The sequence below is a fragment of the Chromobacterium sp. FG89 genome (assembly GCF_057808735.1).
This window is the reverse complement of sequence record NZ_JBMDIQ010000005.1, coordinates 163,011-183,079: the sequence shown is the minus strand read 5'-3', so window position 1 is coordinate 183,079 and position 20,069 is coordinate 163,011. Positions and strand designations below refer to the sequence as shown.

The following is a 20,069-nucleotide window of genomic DNA, read 5'->3' as shown; positions in this document are numbered from 1 at the left end:
GAGGCGCGGCAAACGCTACAATCAAGCCCTCAATTACACCGTATTGCCAAGGACGCATCATGCGCGCATCGCAGTTTTTCATTTCCACCCTGAAGGAAGCCCCCGCCGACGCCGACATCGCCAGCCAGAAACTGATGATGCGCGCCGGCTTCATCCGCAAAGTGGCCGCCGGCATTTACTCCTGGATGCCGATGGGCCTGCGCAGCGTGCGCAAGGTGGAAAACATCGTGCGCGAAGAGATGAATCGCGCCGGCGCAATCGAAGTCAGCCTGCCGGTGGTGCAACCGGCCGGCCTGTGGCAGGAAACCGGCCGCTGGGACAAGATGGGCGAGGAGTTGCTGCGCTTCAAGGACCGCCATGAGCGCGATTTCGCCTTGCAGCCCACCGCCGAGGAGCTGATCACCGACATCGCGCGCAACGAGCTGCGCAGCTACCGCGCGCTGCCGAAGAACTTCTTCCAGATCCAGACCAAGTTCCGCGACGAGCGCCGTCCGCGCTTCGGCGTGATGCGCGGCCGCGAGTTCACCATGAAGGACGCCTACTCCTTCGACCGCAGCGCCGACGCCGCCGGCGTCAGCTACGACAATATGTACGCCGCCTACTGCCGCATCTTCGACCGCCTGGGCCTGAGCTACCGCGCCGTCGCCGCAGACACCGGCGCGATCGGCGGCGACCGCTCGCATGAATTCCAGGTGATCGCCGACACCGGCGAGGACGCCATCGTCTACTGCCCGGGTTCCGACTACGCCGCCAACATCGAACTGGCCGAAGCCGTGGCCCCGGCCGGCGAACGCGCGGCCGCCGGCGCGGCCATGGCCAAGGCGCACACGCCCAAGGTCAAGACCATCGCCGATCTGGTGGGCTTCCTGAACGTGGACGTCAAGCAGACCGTCAAGGCGGTGGTGGTGGACGGCGACGAAGATCAGCCGGTGCTGTTGCTGGTGCGCGGCGACCACGAGCTGAACGAAGTCAAGGCGGAGAAGATCGCCGGCATCAAGAAGCCGCTGACTTTCGCCTCGCCGGCCGCGATCAAGGCCGCCTTCGGCGCCAATCCCGGCTCGCTGGGCCCGGTGGGCTTCAAGGGCCGCGTCATCGCCGACCGCACCGTCGCCAAGATGGCCGACATGATTACCGGCGCCAACGAGGACGATCAGCACTACACCGGCGTCAACTTCGGCCGCGATTGCGCGGAGCCGGAAGTGATGGACATCCGCAATGTGGTGGCCGGCGACGCCTCGCCGGACGGCAAGGGCGAGCTGGCGATCCAGCGCGGCATCGAAGTGGGCCATGTGTTCTATCTGGGCACCAAGTACTCGGAAGCGATGAACGCCACCTTCCTGGACGAGGACGGCAAGCCCAAGCCGTTCGAGATGGGCTGCTACGGCATCGGCGTCACCCGCATTCTGGGCGCGGCGATCGAGCAGAACTTCGACGACAAGGGCATGATCTGGCCGGACGCCATCGCGCCGTTCGCCCTGGTGATCTGCCCGGTGGGCTATGACCGTTCCGCCGAGGTGAAGGCTGCCGCCGACGCCTTGTACCAAGGCCTGCTGGCCAAGGGCGTGGACGTGATCCTGGACGACCGCGGCGAGCGCCCGGGCGCGATGTTCGCCGATTGGGAACTGATCGGCGCGCCGCATCGGGTCACCATCGGCGACCGCGGCCTGAAGGAAGGCAAGGTCGAGTACCAGCACCGTCGCGACGCGGAGGCCAGCGCGCTGGCCGCCGATGCTATGCTGGAACAAGTGCTAGCCAAACTGGGGCTGTGACCGTCTTATGATCCGATCCGGCATCGTCGTATTGTTGGCCGCGCTGGCAGCGATGCCGGCGTGGGCCGGCGCGCAGAAGGAAGAGGCGCTGGCCGCCAACGTCGCTTCCACCATGCGCCGTTCGGTGTCGGACGCCAATGCGCCGCGGCTGGTGTTCGACGACCAGCGCGAGGCCGACGCCTGGCTGGGAGAGATGTCCAGCCGGCTGGCCAAGCGGATTCCGGATAAATGGACGCGCGAGCGTCTGCTCACCGCCATCCATTACGAGGCCACCCGCGCCGGCCTGGACCCGCAGCTGGTGCTGGGCCTGATCCAGGTGGAAAGCGGCTTCAACAAGTACGCGATCTCCGGCGCCGGCGCGCGCGGGCTGATGCAGGTGATGCCGTTCTGGGTGCGCAGCATAGGCAATGCGCAGCACAATCTGTTCGATCTCACCACTAATCTGCGCTACGGCTGCACCATTCTGCGTTACTACCTGGATATCGAGCGCGGCAATCTGTTCCGCGCGCTGGGCCGCTACAACGGCAGCCTGGGCCGCGCCGAGTATCCCAATCTGGTGATGGGGGCCTGGAAAGGCCGCTGGCACTGGGTGGCGCCGCTGCCGGTGAAAACGGCGGCGGCGGGCGCCGCGCCGCCGCTGCTGCGCTGAAGCGCGGATGCAAAAAAAAACCGGCTCTGGAATCCAGGCCGGTTTTTTTGTCCGCTCAGCGCGGCAGGCTACAGGAGGGCGCGCGCATTTCAATCCTCCTGGGTTTGCAGCATCTTTTTCAGCAAGCGCGCCAGCGTGGCGCGTTCTTCCGCGTCCAGCATCTCGATCAACTCGGCCTCGGCCGACAGATGGTTGCCGACGGCGTCCTCGATCACCTCGAAGCCCTTGGGCGTCAGCGTCACGATCACGCCGCGGCGGTCGCCCGGGTCCGGCGAGCGGGTCACCAGGCCGGCTTCTTCCAGACGATTGATGCGGTTGGTCAGCGCGCCGGAGGAAATCAGCACCATGCCTTGCAGTTGATTGGGGGACAGCTGGAACGGCTCGCCGCCGCGGCGCAGCGCGGCCAACACGTCGAATTCGCCGACATTCAGATTGTGGCGTGCCAAATCGTGCAGTACGCGGCGGGTGACGAAGTACTCCATTCGCACAATGCGGCCGACCACTTCGGTGGAGGACGGGTCCAAGTCCGGGCGAACCTCGCGCCACAGGGCCACGATACGGTCAATCTGGTCTGGTGCTTGTTGCATCACTGACGGTTCCTGATGTGTGGGTGACAACTGGATGACTACCGGGCGCAGAGATTAGCACGGCTTGAAGTTAGTTTATCTTCACGTGAAAGAATAGTCTTCAGTCATCACCCGCACCAGCGGGAAGCGCGCTTACTGACGCATGCTGACCGCCAGCCGGTTGAAGGCGTTCATCAGGGCGATGGCGAAGCTCAGGTCCGCCACTTCTTCCGGGCTGAAGTGTTCCTGCAAGGGCAGATAGTGCTGGTCCGGCGCCTGGGTGACGGCGATGTCGGTCAGCGATTCCGCCCATTCCAGCGCCGCGCGCTCGCGGGCGCTGTACAACTCGCTGACGCGCCAGCCGGCCAGAGAATCGATGCGTTCATTGCTTTCCCCCCTGGCGCGCAGGGCCGACGCGTGCATTTTCAGGCAGAAGGCGCAGCCGTTGATCTGGGATACGCGCAGGTAAACCAGCTCGATCAAGGGCAGGCCCAGGCTGCTGTGCTGCAGGCTGGCTTTGACGCTGGCCAGCCCTTGGTAGGCGGCGGGGGACAGTTGGGTGTAGGGCAGGCGCAGAGACATGGCAATTCCTTTCAAGAGAGAGAGTCGCAGCGGCGAGCTGCAAGGCCAGTCTAGGCAAAAATCATTTATGTAAATAGACTTAAAATATCGAATTCAAATTCCAAAAATGAAATCATGCTGGATGATCTGCAGTTGTTCGTGAGCATTGTCGACGCCGGCAGCCTGAATGCCGCCGCTCGGCGGCTGGGCGTGCCCACCGCCACCCTGTCGCGGCGCTTGCAGGCGCTGGAGCGGGAGTTGGGCTGTCGCCTGCTGCACCGCAGCGCGAGGCGGATGGAGCTGACGGCGGAAGGCGGGCAGTACTACGAGCAATGCCGGCCCTTGCTGCAATCGCTGAGCCAGACCGCCGCGTCGCTGGCCGATTCGCTGCACCAGGTCAAGGGCGTGCTGCGGGTGCTGTCGCCGCTGAGCCTGGGCAACGACGTCCTGGTGCCGGTGTGGCGGCGGATGCTCAGAGACTATCCTGACTTGCGCTTGGAGCTGCATCTGAACAACGCCATCGACGATCTGCTCAGCGGCATGGCGGACCTGGCCTTGCGGGTAGGGGAGCAGCCGGACTCCAGCTTGAACCAAAGGCGGCTGGGCTGGGTGCGCACTTTGCTGGTGGCCGCGCCGGCCTATCTGGCGGCGCAAGGCGAGCCGCGGACGCCGGAGGCGCTGGCGCGTCACGCCTTGCTGGTGGCGGAGCCGTTCGAGCGCTGGCATTTGCGGCGCCGGGACGACGGCGCGGAATGGGAGTTGCCGCCGCCGCGGCTGCGGGTCAACGATATGCTGCTGCCGCGCCGCTTGGCCGAGGCCGGCGTCGGCATTGCCGTCTGTCCCCATAGCCTGTGCCACCGTCAGTTGGCGGAAGGCGGCTTGCGGCAGGTCTTGGCCGGCTGGGAAATGCCGGCGCAGCCGGTGTACGCGGTATGGCCGCAACGGCGTTATCCGCCGGCGCGGGTGCGGGTCTTGCTGGACGTTCTGGCGGAGTTCGCCGAGACGGAGCCTTTGCTGGCGCGGGCTTAGTCAGCCCGGCGTGGGCTCGCCGCGCCGCTTCTTGCCCGGATGCGGCGGCTTGGGCAGCACGATCTGCCGGGTGCCGGCCAGTCTGTCGTGCAGGAAGAGTTTGTCGCGGTCGTAGAACTTGGCCAGGAAGGGCACCAGGCACCAGCTCAGCGCCAGCCACAGCGCCTGCGGCTGGTGGCCGTAGGCATTGGCCCAGCCGAGATAGGACACCGCCGGCATGCCGACGAACAAGGTGAGGCCGATCAGGTAGCGCGCCGCCGCCTGCTTCCAGACAATGCCGCCGCCGCGGGCGTTGACCAGCTTGATGCGCCAGGTCTTCATCGCCACGGTCTGGCCGCTGCGCACCCAGCAATAGCCGAAGTAGCCGAACAGCGCGACGGCGAGCACGCCTTTCAGCAGGGCCTTGAACAGCGGCCCCTGGCCGATCAGCGTTTGCAACGGCGTCAGCGCCGCGGTGACGGTGAGCAAGAGCGCGGCGACCAGCAGCAATTCGTAGAACAGGCTGGCCAGGCTGCGTTTCAGTGTCGGAGGAGTCAGGGCGGGGGCGTCAGCGGGAGGCATCTTGGGCTTTATGTTGTTGTTGCAGGCGCTGGATGGCCTGCCGGCGTTGTTCGGGCGGCATCTGCTGCAAGGCTTTCCAGTTGGCGCGGATTTCGTCGCGCTGCTGCTGGCTCAGTTCGGACCAGGCTTTCAGCTTCTGTTGCACGCGCTGGCGCTGGGCCTCCGGCAGCTGTTGGAAGGACGGCACGATGGCCAGCAGATTCTGCTTTTTATACGGCGCGTAGCGGTCCCATTCCGTGGCCAGCGGCGCCAGCACCTGTTGCTGTTCCGCGCTCAACTGCGCCCAGCTGGGGTTGGCCGGCGGGCTGGCCTTGGCCGCCGGCGTCAGCAGCCCGCTCAGGCACAGGGCAAGCAGCAGGCGGCGGCCGCTATTCATGCAGGCCTCGGCTGAAATGCGGTTCCAGCAAGGCTTCGAAGGGCAGATCCTGCGCCAGCAGCGCGGCGTCCACCGCTTCTTCCTCCAGCAGCAGGTCTTCGGCCAGCATCATACCGGCGCCGGTCAACAGCGCGAAGCCCAAGGCCAGGCCGCCGCGGCGGAGCGACAACACATGGCGTTGAGCCCACAGGCCCAGCCGCTCGCGCGGGGGCGCGGCGCCGGGGGAATGGGCGTCGAAGCGGCTCAGCGCGCGTTCGCGCGCCTGGCGCAGTTTGCGTTCCAGCGCGGGGTCGAGATCGTCGCTGGCGTGATCCAGCACGCGGGACACATGGCCGGGCAGGGGATTGGAAGGTTTCATAGCGTCACTCCCTTTTGCGCGAGGATGGCGGCCAGCGTGTGATTGGCGCGCGAGCAATGCGTTTTCACGCTGCCTTCCGAGCAGCCCATCACGCGCGCGGTGGCGGCGACATCCAGACCCTCCCAATAACGCAGCAAAAAGGCCTCGCGTTGACGGGCGGGCAGCAACTGCAGCGAGGCCTCGATCAACACGGCGGTTTCCTTGCGCGCGCACCACAGTTCGGGGTTGCTGTGCGCCTCGTCAGCGGCCACGTCCAGCACTTCCAGCGGGTCCGGGCCGTCCTCCTCCTCGCGGGCGGGGATCAGCGAAGACAGCAGCGTGCTGACGAAACGGCGCGCCTTGCTGCGGCGGTAGAAATCGCGGATGGTGTTTTGCAGGATGCGCTGGAAGATCAGCGGCAGTTCCGCCGCCGGGGCGTGCGGATAGCGATCCGCCAGTTTCATCATCGAGTCCTGCACGATATCCAATGCGCTGTCTTCGTTCTGGACCGCATACCACGCCTGCTTGAAAGCGCGTTTCTCCGCCGACTCCAGGAAGTCGGCCATTTCCTCGCGGCTAGCCATCGGATGAGAGTTTGAGTTGATGCCAACAGAAGATGGTAGCAGAGCGCCGCTGATTCGGCCAAGCCTGATTTTTTTCCTGAATTTACCGAGGCTTAGACGCATATTGCACCTGCACAAAAGCACTTGACCGGTTTCAAAGCAATACGCTAAGGTCGTCCGATACGGGATGAAACTAACGCAAAGACAAGAGGCGATATGCAGATATCGGGCGCGGAAGCGGTTGTCCGCTGCCTGCAGGAAGAAGGTGTCGAATTTGTTTTCGGCTACCCCGGCGGCGCGGTGCTGGAAATCTACGATGCCATTTTCCGGCAGGACAAATTCAAACATGTGCTGGTCAGGCATGAGCAGGCGGCGGTGCATGCCGCCGATGCCTACTCCCGTTCCAGCGACAAGGTGGGCGTGGCCCTGGTCACCTCCGGCCCCGGCGCGACCAATGCCGTGACCGGCATTGCCACCGCCTATATGGACTCCATCCCCATGGTGGTGCTGTCCGGCCAGGTGCCGTCTCCGGCCATCGGCCTGGACGCCTTCCAGGAAGTGGACATGGTGGGCATCACCCGCCCGTGCGTGAAGCACAACTTCCTGGTCAAGGACGTCAATGAAATAGCCGCTACCATCAAAAAGGCGTTCTACATCGCCAAGACCGGTCGTCCCGGTCCGGTGGTGGTTGACATCCCCAAGGACATCACCCAGCAGCGCACGGAATTCCAATACCCGGAAAGCGTGCATATCCGCTCCTACGTGCCGGCTACCCGCGGCCACCCGGGGCAGATCAAGAAAGCGGTGAACCTGCTGTTGGAAGCCAAGCGCCCCTTTATTTACGTGGGCGGCGGCGCGGTGCAGGGCAATGCCGCCGGCGAAGTGACCGAACTGGTCAAATCGCTGGGCTTGCCGTGTACCAACACCCTGATGGGCCTGGGCGCCTATCCGGGTTCCGATCCGCAGTTCCTCGGCATGCTGGGCATGCACGGCACTTATGAAGCCAATATGGCGATGCAGTACTGCGATGTACTGGTGGCCATAGGCGCGCGTTTCGACGACCGCGTGATCAGCGTGCCCTCGCACTTCCTCAGCCAGCCGAAGAAGATCATCCACATCGACGTGGATCCGTCCTCCATCTCCAAGCGGGTGAAGGCGGACATCCCCATCGTCGGCGACGTCAAGCATGTGCTGAAAGACATGCTGGACCTGCTGAAGCAATCCGGCCAGAAGCCGGACGCTCAAGCCCTGGCCGGCTGGTGGAAGCAGATTGAGGAATGGCGCGGCCACAACTGTTTGCTGTACACCCCGTCCACCGAGCTGATCAAGCCTCAGTACGTGGTGGAGAAGCTGTACGAAATCACCGGCGGCAAGGCCATCGTCACATCCGACGTGGGCCAGCACCAGATGTGGGCGGCGCAGTACTACAAGTTCGACAATCCCAAGCAGTGGCTGAACTCCGGCGGACTCGGCACCATGGGCTTCGGCCTGCCTGCGGCGATGGGCGCGCAACTGGCCAATCCGGACGCCACCGTCGCCTGCATCACCGGCGAGGGCTCGATCCAGATGAACATCCAGGAACTGTCCACCTGCAAGCAGTACCACACCCCGGTGAAGGTGCTGGCGCTGAACAACCGCTACCTGGGTATGGTGCGCCAGTGGCAGCAGTTCTTCTACGGCACGCGCTATTCCGAATCCTATATGGACGCCTTGCCGGACTTCGTCAAAATCGCCGAGGCTTACGGCCATATCGGCTTCAAGGTGGAAGACCCCGCCGACGTGGAGCCGGTATTGAAGGAGGCGTTCAGCCAGAAGCTGAAGGAGCGGCTGGTGTTTCTGGATTTCCGTACCGACCAGTCCGAGAACGTGTTCCCGATGGTGCAAAACGGCAAGGGCCTGGATCAGATGGACCTGCCCGAGCACATGAGCGAGGTGCAGAACGTGCCCTTCGAGAACAACCGTGACTACGGCAATATGTGTTGAGGCCAGCCGGTATGCGACATATCCTATCCATTCTTCTGGAAAACGAAGCGGGCGCATTGTCCCGCGTGGTGGGCCTGTTTTCGGCCCGTGCCTACAACATCGATTCGCTGACAGTGTCCACGACCGAGGACCCGACGCTGTCGCGCATGACTATCGTCACTCACGGTTCCGACGAAGTCATCGAGCAGATCACCAAGCAGCTCAACAAGCTGATCGAGGTGGTCAAGGTGATAGACCTCAATGAATCCGAGCACATCGAGCGCGAGCTGATGCTGATCAAGGTCCGCGCCACCGGCAAGGACCGCGAGGAGATGAAGCGCATGGCCGACATCTTCCGCGGACGCATCATCGACGTGACGGAAAAGACTTACACCATCGAGCTGACCGGTACGAGCGAAAAGCTCGGCGCCTTCATCGAGGCGGTGGACCGCACAGTGATCCTGGAAACGGTCCGTACCGGCGCATCCGGCATTGGTCGGGGTGAGCGGGTTCTGAAAATCTGAAGCAGGCGGGCGCCGGCCAAGGGCCGGGCCGCCTAAACAAACGAAATCAAGGATTGCAAATGAAAGTTTTCTACGACAAAGACGCTGACCTCTCCATCATCAAGGGCAAGAAAGTCGCCATCATCGGCTACGGTTCCCAGGGCCACGCCCATGCGCAGAACCTGAAAGACTCCGGCGTGGACGTCGTGGTGGGCCTGCGCAAGGACGGCGCTTCCTGGAAGAAGGCGGAAGCGGCCGGCCACAAGGTCAAGGAAGTGGCCGAGGCGGTGAAGAAGGCCGACGTGGTGATGATTCTGCTGCCGGACGAATCGCAGCCGGACGTCTACGGCAAGGACATCGCGCCCAATCTGAAGAAGGGCGCGGCGCTGGCCTTCGCCCACGGCTTCAACATCCATTACAACCAGATCGTGCCGCCGGCCGACGTCGACGTGATCATGGTGGCGCCGAAAGGCCCGGGCCACACCGTGCGCTCCGAATACCTGAAGGGCGGCGGCGTGCCGACCCTGATCGCGGTCTATCAGGACAAGTCCGGCAAGGCGCGCGACGTGGCGTTGTCCTACGCGGCGGCCAACGGCGGCACCAAGGGCGGCGTGATCGAGACCAATTTCCGCGAGGAAACCGAGACCGATCTGTTCGGCGAGCAGGCCGTGCTGTGCGGCGGCGCGGTGGAGCTGGTCAAGGCCGGCTTCGAAACCCTGGTGGAAGCCGGCTACGCGCCGGAAATGGCTTACTTCGAGTGTCTGCACGAGCTGAAGCTGATCGTCGACCTGATGTACGAAGGCGGCATCGCCAATATGAACTACTCGATCTCCAACAACGCGGAGTACGGCGAGTACGTGACCGGCCCGGAAGTGGTGACCTCCGCCACCAAGGACGCGATGAAGAAGGCGCTGTACCGCATCCAGTCCGGCGAATACGCGAAGATGTTCATCCTGGAAGGCAAGACCAACTATCCGAGCATGACCGCGCGTCGTCGTCTGACCGCTGATCACCCGATCGAGAAAGTGGGCGCCGAGCTGCGCGCGATGATGCCGTGGATCGCCAAGAACAAGCTGGTGGACCAGTCCAAGAACTGAGTCCGCGGGCTGCCGCATTAAGCAAAGCCGGGAGATTTCCCGGCTTTTTTGCGTTTGGACGGCGCGGACGCAAGGCCGGCCCATGAAAAACGGCGCCCTGGGCGCCGTTGCGTTTGGAGCGAGAGCCTTCAGTCGGCCATCGCCTCGCCCATGCGCACCGCGCCGGCGGCTTGCCAGGCGGGGTTGAAGCTCAGCGGGCCTTGCGGGAACAGCAAGACCACGGTGGAGCCCAGCAAGAAGCGGCCCATCTCCTCGCCCTTGGCCAGACGGATGTCCTGGTCGCGGTAGTCCCAGTGCCGGATCTGGCCCGGCCGCGGCGGATTGACCACGCCGTGCCAGACGGTGGCCATGCTGCCGACGATGGTGGCGCCCACCAGCACCAGCGCGAAGGGCCGTCCGTCCTGTCCCTCGAACAGGCAGACCACGCGTTCATTGCGCGCGAACAAGCGGTCCACGCCGCGGGCGGTGGCCGGGTTCACCGAATACAGCTCGCCCGGAACATAGCTCATCCGCAGCAGGCGGCCGTCGCAAGGCATGTGGATGCGATGGTAGTCGCGCGGGCTCAGGTAGATGGTGGCGAAATGGCCGTCGTCGAAACGGCGCGCGGATTCGGCGTCGCCGGCCAGCAGCGCCTGGGCGGAGTAGCTGCGGCCCTTGGCCTGGAAAATCTGCCCCTGCTCGATACGGCCGAACTGGCTGATGGCGCCGTCCACCGGGCACGCCAGCCGTTCGCTCGAGAGCGGGCGCGCGTCGGCGCGCAGGGCGCGGGTGAAGAAGGCGTTGAAGCTGGCGTAGGCGGAGGGATCGCTGGCGGCGGCTTCATTCATGTCCACCTGATAGCGGGCGATGAAGCGGCGGATGATCCATTGCGTCAGGCTGCCGCCTTCCCAGTTGGCGATGCGGCCCGCCAATCGGGTCATGGCCAGCTTGGGCATCAGATGTTGCAACAGCACGAACAGGCGTTCGGACACTGGTTTGTCCTCGATCAATCTGACTAAACCCAAGAGTATAACCGATCTGCCGGCGTCTGATCGCTTGCGCTTTGCTTAAAGCTTAGGCAATTGCTAGACAAAAATAGACATAATGTCCGATATTTTTGGCTTGGACATCGGGTGTAACGTTTTAATCACAGTTTTCAGCGTGCAGATTTGACTTTATGTCTTGCTTGCCGGTAGGCTGGATCAAAATTTGCTGCGGGAGCACATGATGCAATTGGACATTGAACGCTTGATTGCGGACTTCGGCGGGCCGGGACAGCTGGCTGAGGATCTGAATCGCTTGTTCGCCGATGAGCCGGTGACTCGGGCGGCGATATACAAATGGAGAGAACGCGGCAGCCTGCCATTGGCCCAGCTCAACAAGCTGGCGGTGATGGCGGCCAGCCAGGGTAAACGCTTCGATTTCAACGATTATCTGATCGGCGTCGGGACAGGCGCGGAAATTGCAATGCAGGGACCAGGGAGAAACAGCCAGATGGGCAATCGTCTTTATATATTCGACACCACCTTGCGCGACGGCGAGCAATCGCCGGGCGCATCGATGACCAAGGAAGAAAAGATCCGGATTGCCCGCCAGCTGGAGCGTCTGGGCGTGGACATCATCGAAGCCGGTTTCGCCGCGGCGAGCCCGGGCGACGCCGACGCCATCCACGCCATCGCCGAGGTGATCAAGGACTCCACCGTCTGTAGTCTGGCCCGCGCCAACGAGCGCGACGTCCGCGCCGCGGGCGAAGCGATCAAGCCGGCGGCGCGCGGCCGCATCCATACTTTCATCGCCACCAGCCCCATCCATATGGAGAAGAAGCTGCGCATGAGCCCGGACGAAGTGGTGGCGGCGGCGGTGGCGGCGGTGAAAATCGCCCGCGAATACACCGACGACGTGGAGTTCTCCGCCGAAGACGCGCTGCGCTCGGACATCAACTTCCTGGCGCGCATTTTCGGCGAAGTGATCAAGGCCGGCGCCACCACGCTGAACGTGCCGGACACCGTCGGTTACGCGGTGCCCTTCATCACCGAGGCTTTCTTCCGCGAATTGATCGCCAAGACGCCGGGCGGCGACAAAGTGGTTTGGTCCGCCCACTGTCACAACGATCTGGGCATGGCGGTGGCCAACAGCCTGGCCGCGGTGCTGGGCGGCGCGCGCCAGGTGGAATGCACCATCAACGGCCTGGGCGAGCGTGCCGGCAATGCCAGCCTGGAGGAAGTGGTGATGGCGGTGCGCACCCGCAAGGACGTGTTCGCGCTGGAAACCGGCATCGACGCCACCCAGATCGTGCCGGCCTCCAAGCTGGTGTCCACGGTGACCGGCTATCCGGTGCAGCCCAACAAGGCCATCGTCGGCGCCAACGCCTTCGCCCACGAGTCCGGCATTCATCAGGACGGCGTGCTCAAGCACCGCGAAACCTACGAGATCATGTCCGCCGAATCGGTGGGCTGGAGCACCAACCGCCTGACCCTGGGCAAATTGTCCGGCCGCAACGCCTTCAAGACCAAGCTGATCGAGCTGGGCATCGTGCTGGACAGCGAAGAAGCGCTGAACGCCGCCTTCGCCCGTTTCAAGGAGCTGGCGGACCGCAAGCGCGAGATTTTCGACGAGGACCTGCACGCGCTGGTGTCGGACGAGTTCAGCACCGTCCGCGAAGAGGATTACAAACTGGTGTCCTTGAAGATCGCCACCGAAACCGGCGAAGCGCCGGTGGCCTCCATCGTCTTCCTGGCGCACGGCGAAGAGCGCCGCGCCCAATCCAGCGGCTCCGGTCCGGTGGACGCCGCCTTCAAGGCGATTGAAAGCGTGGCCGCCAGCGGCGCGGAACTGGAACTGTACTCGGTGAACGCCATCACCAAGGGCACCGAATCCCAAGGCGAAGTGACGGTGCGCCTGGCGCGAGACGGCCGCATCGTCAGCGGCCTGGGCGCGGACACCGACATCATCGTGTCCTCGGCCAAGGCCTATTTGTCGGCCTTGAACAAATTGATGAACCAGGAGCAAAAGCTGAACGCACAAGCGCTGGTATGAGGTTTTCCGGCCGAGGCGGCCAGCGCGGCGCATCGTCGACAAGGTTTTCCATCCCGTCCTTGTCGGCGTGCAGTCAGCGTTAGACCGTCCGGCCCAGGGAGTTCACTTTATCGAGTGTGAAGTCCATCAGGCCCACAAGGCCGACCCTTTTTGCCCCGGCTCACAAGGCCGCGCGGCGGACAGCCGACCCATGAGGTCGGCGTCGTTGCGCGGCGGAGCCGGGGTTTTTGCGTTTTACGCGCGGACGGGCCGGCGCTAGACTGCCAGCTCTCTCCTTCCCCATTACGGAAAGCGTCCATGTCCGCAGCCTTCTTCATCACCGGCACCGATACCGAAATCGGCAAGACCCACGTCGCCGTGCAATTGATCCGCCAATGGCAGGCCGAAGGCAAACGCGTGCTGGCGATGAAACCGGTGGCTTCCGGCTGCGAACTGCTGGCCGACGGCAGCTGGTGGAACGACGACGTGGCGCGGCTGACCGCCGCCACCGGCCAGTCCGATCTGGAACTGATGAACCCCTATCGATTCCTGCCGCCGGTGTCGCCGCATATCGCCGCGAGCGAGGCCGGCGTGGATATCCGGCTGGACGTGATCGTCGACCATTACCAGCAATTGGCCGCCTGCGCCGACGTGGTGGTGGTGGAAGCGGCGGGCGGCTGGATGGCCCCGCTGTCCGACCGGCTGTTCATGGCCGATATGGCCAAGGCCTTGCAACTGCCGGTGATTCTGGTGGTGGGCATGCGGTTGGGCTGCATCAACCACGCCTTGCTGACCGCGCGCGCGGTGCTGGACACCGGGCTGCCGCTGGCCGGCTGGGTGGCCAATCGAGTGGTGCCGCAGCAACAGGCCTACGAGCAGAACCTGGAAACCCTGCAAAGACACATGCCGGCGCCGCTATTGCTGGAAGTGCCGCACCTGGCCGGCGAATCCAACTGAGCCGCCGGGCGCGGAACGACGCGCGCCGCGATTCCCATCCGTAATATTTTATTGCGTTGCCGCAAGACATTTTCTTGTTTTCCTTGACCTTTTTTTCTAGCATGCCATTAACCGGTCATGGGAATAGACCGGACCAGTCAGCACCATTTCATGTCAGTTGAGGATTTCTAGGGGGGCTCCATGTCCTGTATGCGCGTCCTTTGCTGTTGGCTGCCGATATCCTGCGCGTCAGCGGCCGAGTTGAATCTGCAAGCCCCCGTCACTCCCATTGCCCGTCAGCAATACGACCTGCACACCATGTTGCTGGTGATCACCTGCGTCATCTTCGCGCTGGTGTTCCTGGTGATGATGTACGCCATCGTCCGCCACCGCAAAGCCGCCGGCCATCAGGCCAAGCACTTCCATGAAAACACCACGGTGGAAATCATCTGGACGGTGATTCCGCTGCTGATCCTGATCGGCATGGCCTGGCCGGCCACCAAGGCGGTGTTGTCGCAGAAGAGCACGCGCGGCGAGGACATGACGGTCAAGGTCACCGGCTATCAATGGAAGTGGCGCTACGACTACCTGGACGATAACTTCGGCTTCATGAGCCATTTGTCCACGCCGCGCGAGGCCATCGCCAACGCCGCGGCCAAACCGGTCAATTACTTGCTGGAAGTGGACGAGCCGCTGGTGGTGCCCACCGGCAAGAAAGTACGGCTGCTGCTGACCGCCAACGACGTGATCCACTCCTGGTGGGTGCCGCAGCTGGGCGTCAAGCAGGACGCGGTTCCCGGCTTTTTGCGCGACAGCTGGTTTCGCATAGACAAGCCCGGCACCTATCGCGGCCAGTGCTCCGAGTTGTGCGGCAAGGACCACGGCTACATGCCCATCGTGGTGGAGGCCAAGACGCCGGACGACTACGCCAAGTGGCTGGAAGCCAAGAAAAAGCAAATGGCCGCGGCGGCGGACGATCCCAACAAGGTGTGGACGCTGGCCGATCTGAAAGCCCGCGGCGAAAAGGTCTACGCCCAGAACTGCGTCGCCTGTCATCAGGCCAACGGCAAGGGCCTGCCCGGCGCCTTCCCGGCGCTGGACGGTTCCAAGATAGCCACCGCCGACAAGCCGGCGCACATCCACATCGTCTTGTTCGGCAGTCAGAAAAACCCGGCGATGCAAGCCTGGGGCAAGCAGCTGTCGGATACCGACATCGCAGCGGTGATCACCTATGAGCGCAACGCCTGGGGCAACCACACCGGCGAATTGGTGCAGCCCAAAGAGATCAAGGCGGCCCGCGGCGCCACCGGCTGAGGCCGGGAGCGGCGGCGAACCCATGCAAGGAGAGCGATATGGCAATTGTCGATGACGCCGGCCATGCCGGGCACGCGCCGGGGCATCACGAGCGCCCGCGCGGCATCATGCGCTGGCTGGCGGCCACCAACCACAAGGACATCGGTTCGATGTATCTGTGGTTCTCCTTCATCATGTTCCTGTCCGGCGGGGTGATGGCGCTGTGCATCCGCGCCGAACTGTTCCAGCCCGGCCTGCAGTTCTTCCAGCCGGAGCTGTTCAACCAGTTCACCACCTTGCACGGCCTGATCATGGTGTTCGGCGCCATCATGCCGGCCTTCACCGGCCTGGCCAACTGGATGCTGCCGCTGATGATAGGCGCGCCGGACATGGCTTTCGCCCGGATGAACAACTGGAGCTTCTGGCTGCTGCCGCCGGCGGCGCTGCTGCTCCTGCTGTCCTTCATCGTGCCCGGCGGCGCGGCGGCGGCCGGCTGGACGCTGTACGCGCCCTTGTCCACCCAGATGGGCATGGGCATGGACATGACCATCTTCGCCATCCACATCATGGGCGTCAGCTCCATCATGGGGTCGATCAACATCATCGTCACCATCCTCAATCTGCGCGCGCCGGGCATGACCATGATGAAGATGCCGATGTTCGCCTGGGCCTCGCTGATCACCGCCTACCTGATCATCGCGGTGATGCCGGTCCTGGCCGGCGTGGTCACCATGGTGTTGACCGACCGTCACTTCGGCACCCATTTCTTCAACGCCGCCGGCGGCGGCGACCCCATCCTGTATCAGCACGTGTTCTGGTTCTTCGGCCATCCCGAGGTCTACATCATGGCGCTGCCGGCCTTCGGCATCGTCAGCCAGGTGATTCCCACCTTCGCCCGCAAGCCCTTGTTCGGCTACGCCTCCATGGTTTACGCCACCTCCAGCATCGGCATCCTGTCCTTCATGGTGTGGGCGCACCATATGTTCGCCACCGGCATGCCGGCCACCGCCCAGCTGTTCTTCATGTACGCGACCATGCTGATCGCGGTGCCCACCGGGGTCAAAGTGTTCAACTGGGTGGCCACCATGTGGGAGGGCAGCATGACGTTTGAAACGCCCATGCTGTTCGCCATCGGCTTCATCCTGCTGTTCACCATAGGCGGCCTGTCCGGCGTCACCCTCAGCGTGGCGGCGGTGGACATCCAGCTGCACGCCAGCTACTACGTGGTCGCCCATTTCCATTACGTGCTGGTGGCCGGGGCGCTGTTCAGCCTGTTCTCCGCCATCTATTACTGGTTTCCCAAGATGACGGGCAAGATGTACCACGAGGGCCTGGGCAAGCTGCATTTCTGGTGGTCCTTGCTGTGGTTCAACGTCACCTTCTTCCCCATGCACTTCCTCGGCCTCGCCGGCATGCCGCGGCGGATTCCCGACTACGCGCTGCAATTCACCGAATTCAACCAGCTGGCCAGCATCGGCGCCTTCATGTTCGGCCTGGGGCAGTTGATCTTCCTCTACAACATCCTGCGCTCGCTGCGCCACGGCAAGCCCGCGCCGCAGCATCCGTGGGAGGGCGCCAATACGCTGGAGTGGGCGATTCCCACCCCGGCGCCCTATCACAGCTTCGCCGAAGCGCCGCAGCTGGAGGTGATTGAAAACGGCGTGGTGGTGTCCAGCACCGGCGGCGAGCACCACTGAGGACGATGCGATGGAAGCCGCCGCCAAGCAGGGCCGCAGCAACCGCCAGCTGATGAAGAAACTGGCGGTGGTGGCCTTGCTGATGTTCGTTTTCGCCTGGGGGCTGATCCCGCTGTACAAGGTGGTGTGCGAAGTCACCGGCCTCAACGACGTGGTCAAGGCGGACAGCCTGGACGACACGGCGACAAACGGCGGCGCGGCGGCGCACGAGGTGGACATGACTTTCGACGCCACGGTGCAGGCCGGCCTGCCGTGGCAGGTGCGGCCCTTGCAGACCCGGCTCAAGGTGAAGCCGGGCCAGTTCGTGCAAGTGGAGTACGAAATCACCAACGCCAGCGGTCAGCGGGTGGTGGGGCAGGCGATTCCGCGCTATCTGCCCGCCGCCGCCGGCGAGTACGTCAAGAAGCTGGAGTGCTTCTGCTTCCGCCAGCAGGCCTTCGCGCCCGGCGAAACCAGACGCTTTCCGGTGGTGTTCGTCGTCGACAAGCGCTTGCCGGCCTCAATAGACAGCATCACGCTGGCCTATACCGTGTTTGACGTGCCGGGCAATGCGGGAGCGGGCTCATGAGGGCATGGCAAGGCGTTTTGGCGGTGTTGTCCGCCTTTTTCGGCGTGCGCCGCAAGGCGGACGCGCGCGAGGACAGCAAGCTCTCGCCGCTGCAGCTGATACTGACCGCGCTGCTGCTGGCGGCGACTTTTATCGGCGTGTTGCTATTGGTGGTGCGGCTGGCCACGTCCTAATCGGTGTGCAGGGAGAACGCAATGACGACAGCGAACGAGCGGGAACAGACGCATTACTTTGTGCCGCAGCCATCGCGCTGGCCGGCGGTGGGCGCGGTGGCGCTGTTCTGCCTGGGCTTGGGCGCGGCTTTCGCCGTCAACGGCCAGCCGCTGGGCAAACTGTCGCTGGGCGTGGGCGCGCTGATACTGATCTATATGTTGTTCGGCTGGTTCGGCGACGTGATCCGCGAAAGCCGGCACGGCGACTACCAGGGCAAGGAAGACATGTCCTTCCGCTGGGGCATGGGCTGGTTCATCTTCTCCGAGGTGATGTTCTTCGGCGCCTTCTTCGGCGCCTTGTACTGGGTGCGGGTGGTGTCGGTGCCGACCTTGGGCGAGATGGACTACAAAATCTTGTACCCGGATTTCGAGCCGTCCTGGCCGCTGCTGACCGGGCCGGGCATCACCAAGCCCTATCAGGCGATGGGGGCCTGGGGCCTGCCGGCGCTGAATACCCTGATCCTGTTGAGTTCCGGCGCGATGGTGACCTGGGCGCATTGGGCGCTGCTGCAAGGCCGGCGCGCGCAATTGAAGCTGGGGCTGCTGTTGACCGTGTTGCTGGGCAGCTTGTTCCTCTGCCTGCAGATGTACGAATACGGCCACGCGATGAGCGAGTTGAATCTGAGCCTGGCCTCCGGCGCTTACGGCATGACTTTCTTCATGCTGACCGGTTTTCACGGCCTGCACGTGCTCTTGGGCACCATCATTCTGGCGGTGGTGTGGCTGAGGGTGATGCGCGGGCATTTCGACGGCCAGCATCATTTCGCCTTCGAGGCGGCGGCCTGGTACTGGCACTTCGTCGACGTGGTGTGGCTGTTGCTGTTCGTCTTCGTCTACTGGCTGTGAACCGCGCGGCCGGACCAAAGGCCAGGGGCCGCGCCGGGACGAGGGCGGCCGGCTCGGCTAAGCTTGATGAGGGCGCCACCAGCCGAACAGCGCGCCCAGCAGCAAGAGCAGGAACAGGCCGATGGACAGGCCGATGCGCAAAGTGAGGGAGCGAACCAGACGTTGAGAGCCTTGATCGGACTTCAGCAGGCCGGTCAGGCCCCAGAACAGGGCAAGCACGATGCAGGCGAGCAAGAACAGAATGACAAGTTTCATTGCGGAATCCCCCGGTCGATTGGGCCGTCGATCTACAGCTTTGAAGTCTAGCGGCAAACGGCTGGTTTGGCTGTGTTTATTGGCCATGGCGGTGCTGCCTTTCTTTTTGGCGGCCTGGCAATGGCAGCGCGCGCAGGAAAAGGCCGAATTATTGCGCTCGCTGACCAGCGCCATCGGCGTGCCGCCGGTCAGCCTGATTTATCGCGAGGCCCGCCCGCAGCCGGAATTCAGCCGGGTGGCGCTGCCCGGCGCGCAGCCGGCCGGCCCGGCCTTGCTGTTGGAAAACAGCTATCTGGGCGAGGTCAAGGGCCGGCGCATGCTGCAGCCCTGGCGGCTGGAGGACGGCGCGATGGCCCTGTTGGACCTGGGCTGGCTGGCCGACGGCGTGACACCGCCCGCCGTCGATCCGAAAACGCTGACCTTGCGCGGACACTGGATGCCGCTGCCGCGCCACTTCGTGCTGCCCGGCGCGGTGGCCGGCGTGGAGGGCCGCGTCGACGCCATCGACATGGCCGCGCTGCGCCAGCGCTACCCCGGCCATTGGCATCAGGGCGTGGTGGTGCTGGAGCACTCGCCGGACCCGCTGCGGCATTGGCCGGTGCTGCCGGAATTCATGCCGGAGCGCCATTACGCCTATGCGGCGCAGTGGCTGCTGCTGGGCCTGTTATTGCTGCTGTCCTTGCATTCGCTGAGGAGACGTTCCCATGAGCCGCGTCGATGAAGCGTCCCCCGAGCCGTCCCGGCGCCGCGGCCGGCTCAAGCTGCTGCTGATGGCGGCCATCTGCCTGGCGCCGGTGCTCGCCTCTTGGGCGGCTTACCGGCTGATGCCGCCGCAGGGCGGCAAGAGCTACGGCCAATTGTTGCCGACGCGGCCGTTCGCGCTGACCGGCGCGCAAGGATGGCCGCGCGGCAAATGGGTACTGGCGGCCAGGATAGAACCGGGCTGCCAGACACGCTGCCAGCAGCGCTTTTTCGCGATGCGCCAGATTCAGCGCGCGCAGGGCGAGGCCGCCGGCCGTCTGACCCGGCTGGGCTGGCAGGAGAGCGCCGCGCACGAGGAGGTGGACGCCACCCACATCGTGCAAACCGCGCAGACGGACGTCGACGGCGGCGGCTACTACCTGGTGGACCCCTTGGGCAACCAGGTCTTGTTCTATCCCGACGCCGCCGATCCCAAGAAAGTGATTCAGGAAATAGGCCGCGTGCTGAAAACCAATAACGGCATCGGTTGAGCTCGTTAAGCCGCGGCGCCCGCGCGGCCCGCGACATCCGCAGTTTCTTGGCCGCTCGACAAG

At 64.0% G+C, this 20,069-nt stretch carries 23 protein-coding genes; 15 read left to right on the top strand and 8 right to left on the bottom strand.

Features of this window, described 5'->3' with window-relative positions; translation table 11 throughout:
* Window positions 1-59 precede the first annotated feature (59 nt).
* A complete protein-coding gene (locus ACODRW_RS07120; RefSeq protein WP_107801009.1) occupies window positions 60-1,769 on the top strand; it encodes a proline--tRNA ligase in 1,710 nt (569 codons plus the stop codon).
* A 7-nt stretch (window positions 1,770-1,776) separates the two neighbouring features.
* Window positions 1,777-2,418, top strand: a complete 642-nt coding sequence (locus tag ACODRW_RS07115; protein WP_107801008.1) for a lytic transglycosylase domain-containing protein — start codon at window positions 1,777-1,779, stop codon at window positions 2,416-2,418.
* An 89-nt stretch (window positions 2,419-2,507) separates the two neighbouring features.
* Here ACODRW_RS07115 and ACODRW_RS07110 read toward each other — a convergent pair whose 3' ends face one another.
* Together ACODRW_RS07110 and ACODRW_RS07105 are read right to left on the bottom strand one after the other, a co-directional pair.
* Window positions 2,508-3,005 (bottom strand): MarR family winged helix-turn-helix transcriptional regulator, encoded by a 498-nt coding sequence (locus tag ACODRW_RS07110; protein WP_107801007.1) that lies wholly within the window; start codon window positions 3,003-3,005, stop codon window positions 2,508-2,510.
* A gap of 132 nt (window positions 3,006-3,137) precedes the next feature.
* Window positions 3,138-3,566 carry a carboxymuconolactone decarboxylase family protein gene (locus ACODRW_RS07105; RefSeq protein ID WP_107801006.1) on the bottom strand — a complete coding sequence of 143 codons (429 nt, stop codon included), beginning with the start codon at window positions 3,564-3,566 and terminating at the stop codon, window positions 3,138-3,140.
* 114 nt (window positions 3,567-3,680) lie between these two features.
* On the opposite strand from ACODRW_RS07105, the gene ACODRW_RS07100 reads away from it, so the two are divergent.
* Window positions 3,681-4,574, top strand: a complete 894-nt coding sequence (locus ACODRW_RS07100) for a LysR family transcriptional regulator (protein WP_107801005.1) — start codon at window positions 3,681-3,683, stop codon at window positions 4,572-4,574.
* On the opposite strand, the gene ACODRW_RS07095 is transcribed toward ACODRW_RS07100, so the two are convergent.
* The 4 genes from ACODRW_RS07095 to ACODRW_RS07080 are packed head-to-tail and all read right to left on the bottom strand — an operon-like array spanning window position 4,575 to window position 6,432.
* A complete protein-coding gene (locus ACODRW_RS07095; protein WP_235085876.1) occupies window positions 4,575-5,135 on the bottom strand; it encodes an RDD family protein in 561 nt (186 codons plus the stop codon).
* Window positions 5,122-5,511, bottom strand: a complete 390-nt coding sequence (locus ACODRW_RS07090) for a DUF3106 domain-containing protein (RefSeq protein WP_235085878.1) — start codon at window positions 5,509-5,511, stop codon at window positions 5,122-5,124. The genes ACODRW_RS07095 and ACODRW_RS07090 overlap by 14 nt, the downstream gene beginning before the upstream one ends.
* Complete coding sequence (locus tag ACODRW_RS07085) at window positions 5,504-5,869, bottom strand: DUF3619 family protein (RefSeq protein ID WP_107801002.1); 366 nt, start codon at window positions 5,867-5,869, stop codon at window positions 5,504-5,506. Before ACODRW_RS07085 ends, ACODRW_RS07090 begins: the two co-directional genes overlap by 8 nt.
* Window positions 5,866-6,432 carry an RNA polymerase sigma factor gene (locus tag ACODRW_RS07080; RefSeq protein WP_107801001.1) on the bottom strand — a complete coding sequence of 189 codons (567 nt, stop codon included), beginning with the start codon at window positions 6,430-6,432 and terminating at the stop codon, window positions 5,866-5,868. Before ACODRW_RS07080 ends, ACODRW_RS07085 begins: the two co-directional genes overlap by 4 nt.
* Window positions 6,433-6,627: 195 nt before the next feature.
* On the opposite strand from ACODRW_RS07080, the gene ilvB reads away from it, so the two are divergent.
* The 3 genes from ilvB to ilvC are packed head-to-tail and all read left to right on the top strand — an operon-like array spanning window position 6,628 to window position 9,973.
* The gene (gene ilvB / locus ACODRW_RS07075) at window positions 6,628-8,394 is read left to right on the top strand and encodes a biosynthetic-type acetolactate synthase large subunit (RefSeq protein ID WP_107801000.1); all 1,767 of its coding nucleotides are present in this window, start codon (window positions 6,628-6,630) and stop codon (window positions 8,392-8,394) included.
* Between the two features lie 11 nt (window positions 8,395-8,405).
* Entirely contained in the window at window positions 8,406-8,897 is a 492-nt protein-coding gene (gene ilvN, locus ACODRW_RS07070; RefSeq protein ID WP_019101853.1) for an acetolactate synthase small subunit, read from the top strand.
* A 59-nt stretch (window positions 8,898-8,956) separates the two neighbouring features.
* Window positions 8,957-9,973 carry a ketol-acid reductoisomerase gene (gene ilvC / locus ACODRW_RS07065; protein WP_048407995.1) on the top strand — a complete coding sequence of 339 codons (1,017 nt, stop codon included), beginning with the start codon at window positions 8,957-8,959 and terminating at the stop codon, window positions 9,971-9,973.
* 128 nt (window positions 9,974-10,101) lie between these two features.
* Here the strand turns inward: ilvC and asd are convergent, their stop codons facing one another.
* The gene (gene asd / locus ACODRW_RS07060) at window positions 10,102-10,944 is read right to left on the bottom strand and encodes an archaetidylserine decarboxylase (protein ID WP_227105566.1); all 843 of its coding nucleotides are present in this window, start codon (window positions 10,942-10,944) and stop codon (window positions 10,102-10,104) included.
* A 235-nt stretch (window positions 10,945-11,179) separates the two neighbouring features.
* Between asd and ACODRW_RS07055 the strand changes: the two genes are divergently transcribed.
* From ACODRW_RS07055 to ACODRW_RS07025, 7 genes are all read left to right on the top strand, one after another.
* A complete protein-coding gene (locus ACODRW_RS07055; RefSeq protein ID WP_235085884.1) occupies window positions 11,180-12,988 on the top strand; it encodes a 2-isopropylmalate synthase in 1,809 nt (602 codons plus the stop codon).
* A 297-nt stretch (window positions 12,989-13,285) separates the two neighbouring features.
* A complete protein-coding gene (gene bioD, locus ACODRW_RS07050; RefSeq protein WP_488905427.1) occupies window positions 13,286-13,924 on the top strand; it encodes a dethiobiotin synthase in 639 nt (212 codons plus the stop codon).
* Window positions 13,925-14,164: 240 nt separating this feature from the next.
* The gene (gene coxB, locus ACODRW_RS07045) at window positions 14,165-15,217 is read left to right on the top strand and encodes a cytochrome c oxidase subunit II (RefSeq protein WP_233246750.1); all 1,053 of its coding nucleotides are present in this window, start codon (window positions 14,165-14,167) and stop codon (window positions 15,215-15,217) included.
* A gap of 38 nt (window positions 15,218-15,255) precedes the next feature.
* Entirely contained in the window at window positions 15,256-16,893 is a 1,638-nt protein-coding gene (gene ctaD / locus ACODRW_RS07040; protein WP_107800996.1) for a cytochrome c oxidase subunit I, read from the top strand.
* A gap of 10 nt (window positions 16,894-16,903) precedes the next feature.
* Window positions 16,904-17,461 (top strand): cytochrome c oxidase assembly protein, encoded by a 558-nt coding sequence (locus ACODRW_RS07035; RefSeq protein ID WP_235085890.1) that lies wholly within the window; start codon window positions 16,904-16,906, stop codon window positions 17,459-17,461.
* Window positions 17,458-17,634, top strand: coding sequence for a DUF2970 domain-containing protein (locus ACODRW_RS07030; RefSeq protein ID WP_081544914.1), 177 nt, complete (start codon window positions 17,458-17,460; stop codon window positions 17,632-17,634). Before ACODRW_RS07035 ends, ACODRW_RS07030 begins: the two co-directional genes overlap by 4 nt.
* Window positions 17,635-17,655: 21 nt before the next feature.
* Window positions 17,656-18,519: a cytochrome c oxidase subunit 3 gene (locus ACODRW_RS07025; protein ID WP_227105548.1), complete on the top strand. Its 864-nt coding sequence runs from the start codon at window positions 17,656-17,658 to the stop codon at window positions 18,517-18,519.
* A gap of 57 nt (window positions 18,520-18,576) precedes the next feature.
* Here ACODRW_RS07025 and ACODRW_RS07020 read toward each other — a convergent pair whose 3' ends face one another.
* Window positions 18,577-18,774, bottom strand: a complete 198-nt coding sequence (locus tag ACODRW_RS07020) for a DUF2909 family protein (protein WP_019102806.1) — start codon at window positions 18,772-18,774, stop codon at window positions 18,577-18,579.
* 91 nt (window positions 18,775-18,865) lie between these two features.
* On the opposite strand from ACODRW_RS07020, the gene ACODRW_RS07015 reads away from it, so the two are divergent.
* A complete protein-coding gene (locus ACODRW_RS07015; RefSeq protein ID WP_158274378.1) occupies window positions 18,866-19,495 on the top strand; it encodes an SURF1 family protein in 630 nt (209 codons plus the stop codon).
* Complete coding sequence (locus tag ACODRW_RS07010) at window positions 19,479-20,006, top strand: hypothetical protein (protein ID WP_107800992.1); 528 nt, start codon at window positions 19,479-19,481, stop codon at window positions 20,004-20,006. The genes ACODRW_RS07015 and ACODRW_RS07010 overlap by 17 nt, the downstream gene beginning before the upstream one ends.
* Window positions 20,007-20,069 lie beyond the last annotated feature (63 nt).

What these genes read in the sequence shown, in the direction of transcription:
- ctaD (WP_107800996.1), top strand. Translation starts at nt 15,256, where the DNA reads ATGGCAATTGTCGATGACGCCGGCCATGCCGGGCACGCGCCGGGGCAT.
- bioD (WP_488905427.1), top strand. Translation starts at nt 13,286, where the DNA reads ATGTCCGCAGCCTTCTTCATCACCGGCACCGATACCGAAATCGGCAAG.
- ACODRW_RS07030 (WP_081544914.1), top strand. Translation starts at nt 17,458, where the DNA reads ATGAGGGCATGGCAAGGCGTTTTGGCGGTGTTGTCCGCCTTTTTCGGC.
- ACODRW_RS07055 (WP_235085884.1), top strand. Translation starts at nt 11,180, where the DNA reads ATGCAATTGGACATTGAACGCTTGATTGCGGACTTCGGCGGGCCGGGA.
- ilvC (WP_048407995.1), top strand. Translation starts at nt 8,957, where the DNA reads ATGAAAGTTTTCTACGACAAAGACGCTGACCTCTCCATCATCAAGGGC.
- ACODRW_RS07095 (WP_235085876.1), bottom strand. Translation starts at nt 5,135, where the DNA reads ATGCCTCCCGCTGACGCCCCCGCCCTGACTCCTCCGACACTGAAACGC.
- ACODRW_RS07010 (WP_107800992.1), top strand. Translation starts at nt 19,479, where the DNA reads ATGAGCCGCGTCGATGAAGCGTCCCCCGAGCCGTCCCGGCGCCGCGGC.
- ACODRW_RS07090 (WP_235085878.1), bottom strand. Translation starts at nt 5,511, where the DNA reads ATGAATAGCGGCCGCCGCCTGCTGCTTGCCCTGTGCCTGAGCGGGCTG.
- ilvN (WP_019101853.1), top strand. Translation starts at nt 8,406, where the DNA reads ATGCGACATATCCTATCCATTCTTCTGGAAAACGAAGCGGGCGCATTG.
- ACODRW_RS07025 (WP_227105548.1), top strand. Translation starts at nt 17,656, where the DNA reads ATGACGACAGCGAACGAGCGGGAACAGACGCATTACTTTGTGCCGCAG.
- ACODRW_RS07105 (WP_107801006.1), bottom strand. Translation starts at nt 3,566, where the DNA reads ATGTCTCTGCGCCTGCCCTACACCCAACTGTCCCCCGCCGCCTACCAA.
- ACODRW_RS07035 (WP_235085890.1), top strand. Translation starts at nt 16,904, where the DNA reads ATGGAAGCCGCCGCCAAGCAGGGCCGCAGCAACCGCCAGCTGATGAAG.
- ACODRW_RS07110 (WP_107801007.1), bottom strand. Translation starts at nt 3,005, where the DNA reads ATGCAACAAGCACCAGACCAGATTGACCGTATCGTGGCCCTGTGGCGC.
- ACODRW_RS07100 (WP_107801005.1), top strand. Translation starts at nt 3,681, where the DNA reads ATGCTGGATGATCTGCAGTTGTTCGTGAGCATTGTCGACGCCGGCAGC.
- ilvB (WP_107801000.1), top strand. Translation starts at nt 6,628, where the DNA reads ATGCAGATATCGGGCGCGGAAGCGGTTGTCCGCTGCCTGCAGGAAGAA.
- ACODRW_RS07020 (WP_019102806.1), bottom strand. Translation starts at nt 18,774, where the DNA reads ATGAAACTTGTCATTCTGTTCTTGCTCGCCTGCATCGTGCTTGCCCTG.
- ACODRW_RS07120 (WP_107801009.1), top strand. Translation starts at nt 60, where the DNA reads ATGCGCGCATCGCAGTTTTTCATTTCCACCCTGAAGGAAGCCCCCGCC.
- ACODRW_RS07115 (WP_107801008.1), top strand. Translation starts at nt 1,777, where the DNA reads ATGATCCGATCCGGCATCGTCGTATTGTTGGCCGCGCTGGCAGCGATG.
- ACODRW_RS07080 (WP_107801001.1), bottom strand. Translation starts at nt 6,432, where the DNA reads ATGGCTAGCCGCGAGGAAATGGCCGACTTCCTGGAGTCGGCGGAGAAA.
- ACODRW_RS07085 (WP_107801002.1), bottom strand. Translation starts at nt 5,869, where the DNA reads ATGAAACCTTCCAATCCCCTGCCCGGCCATGTGTCCCGCGTGCTGGAT.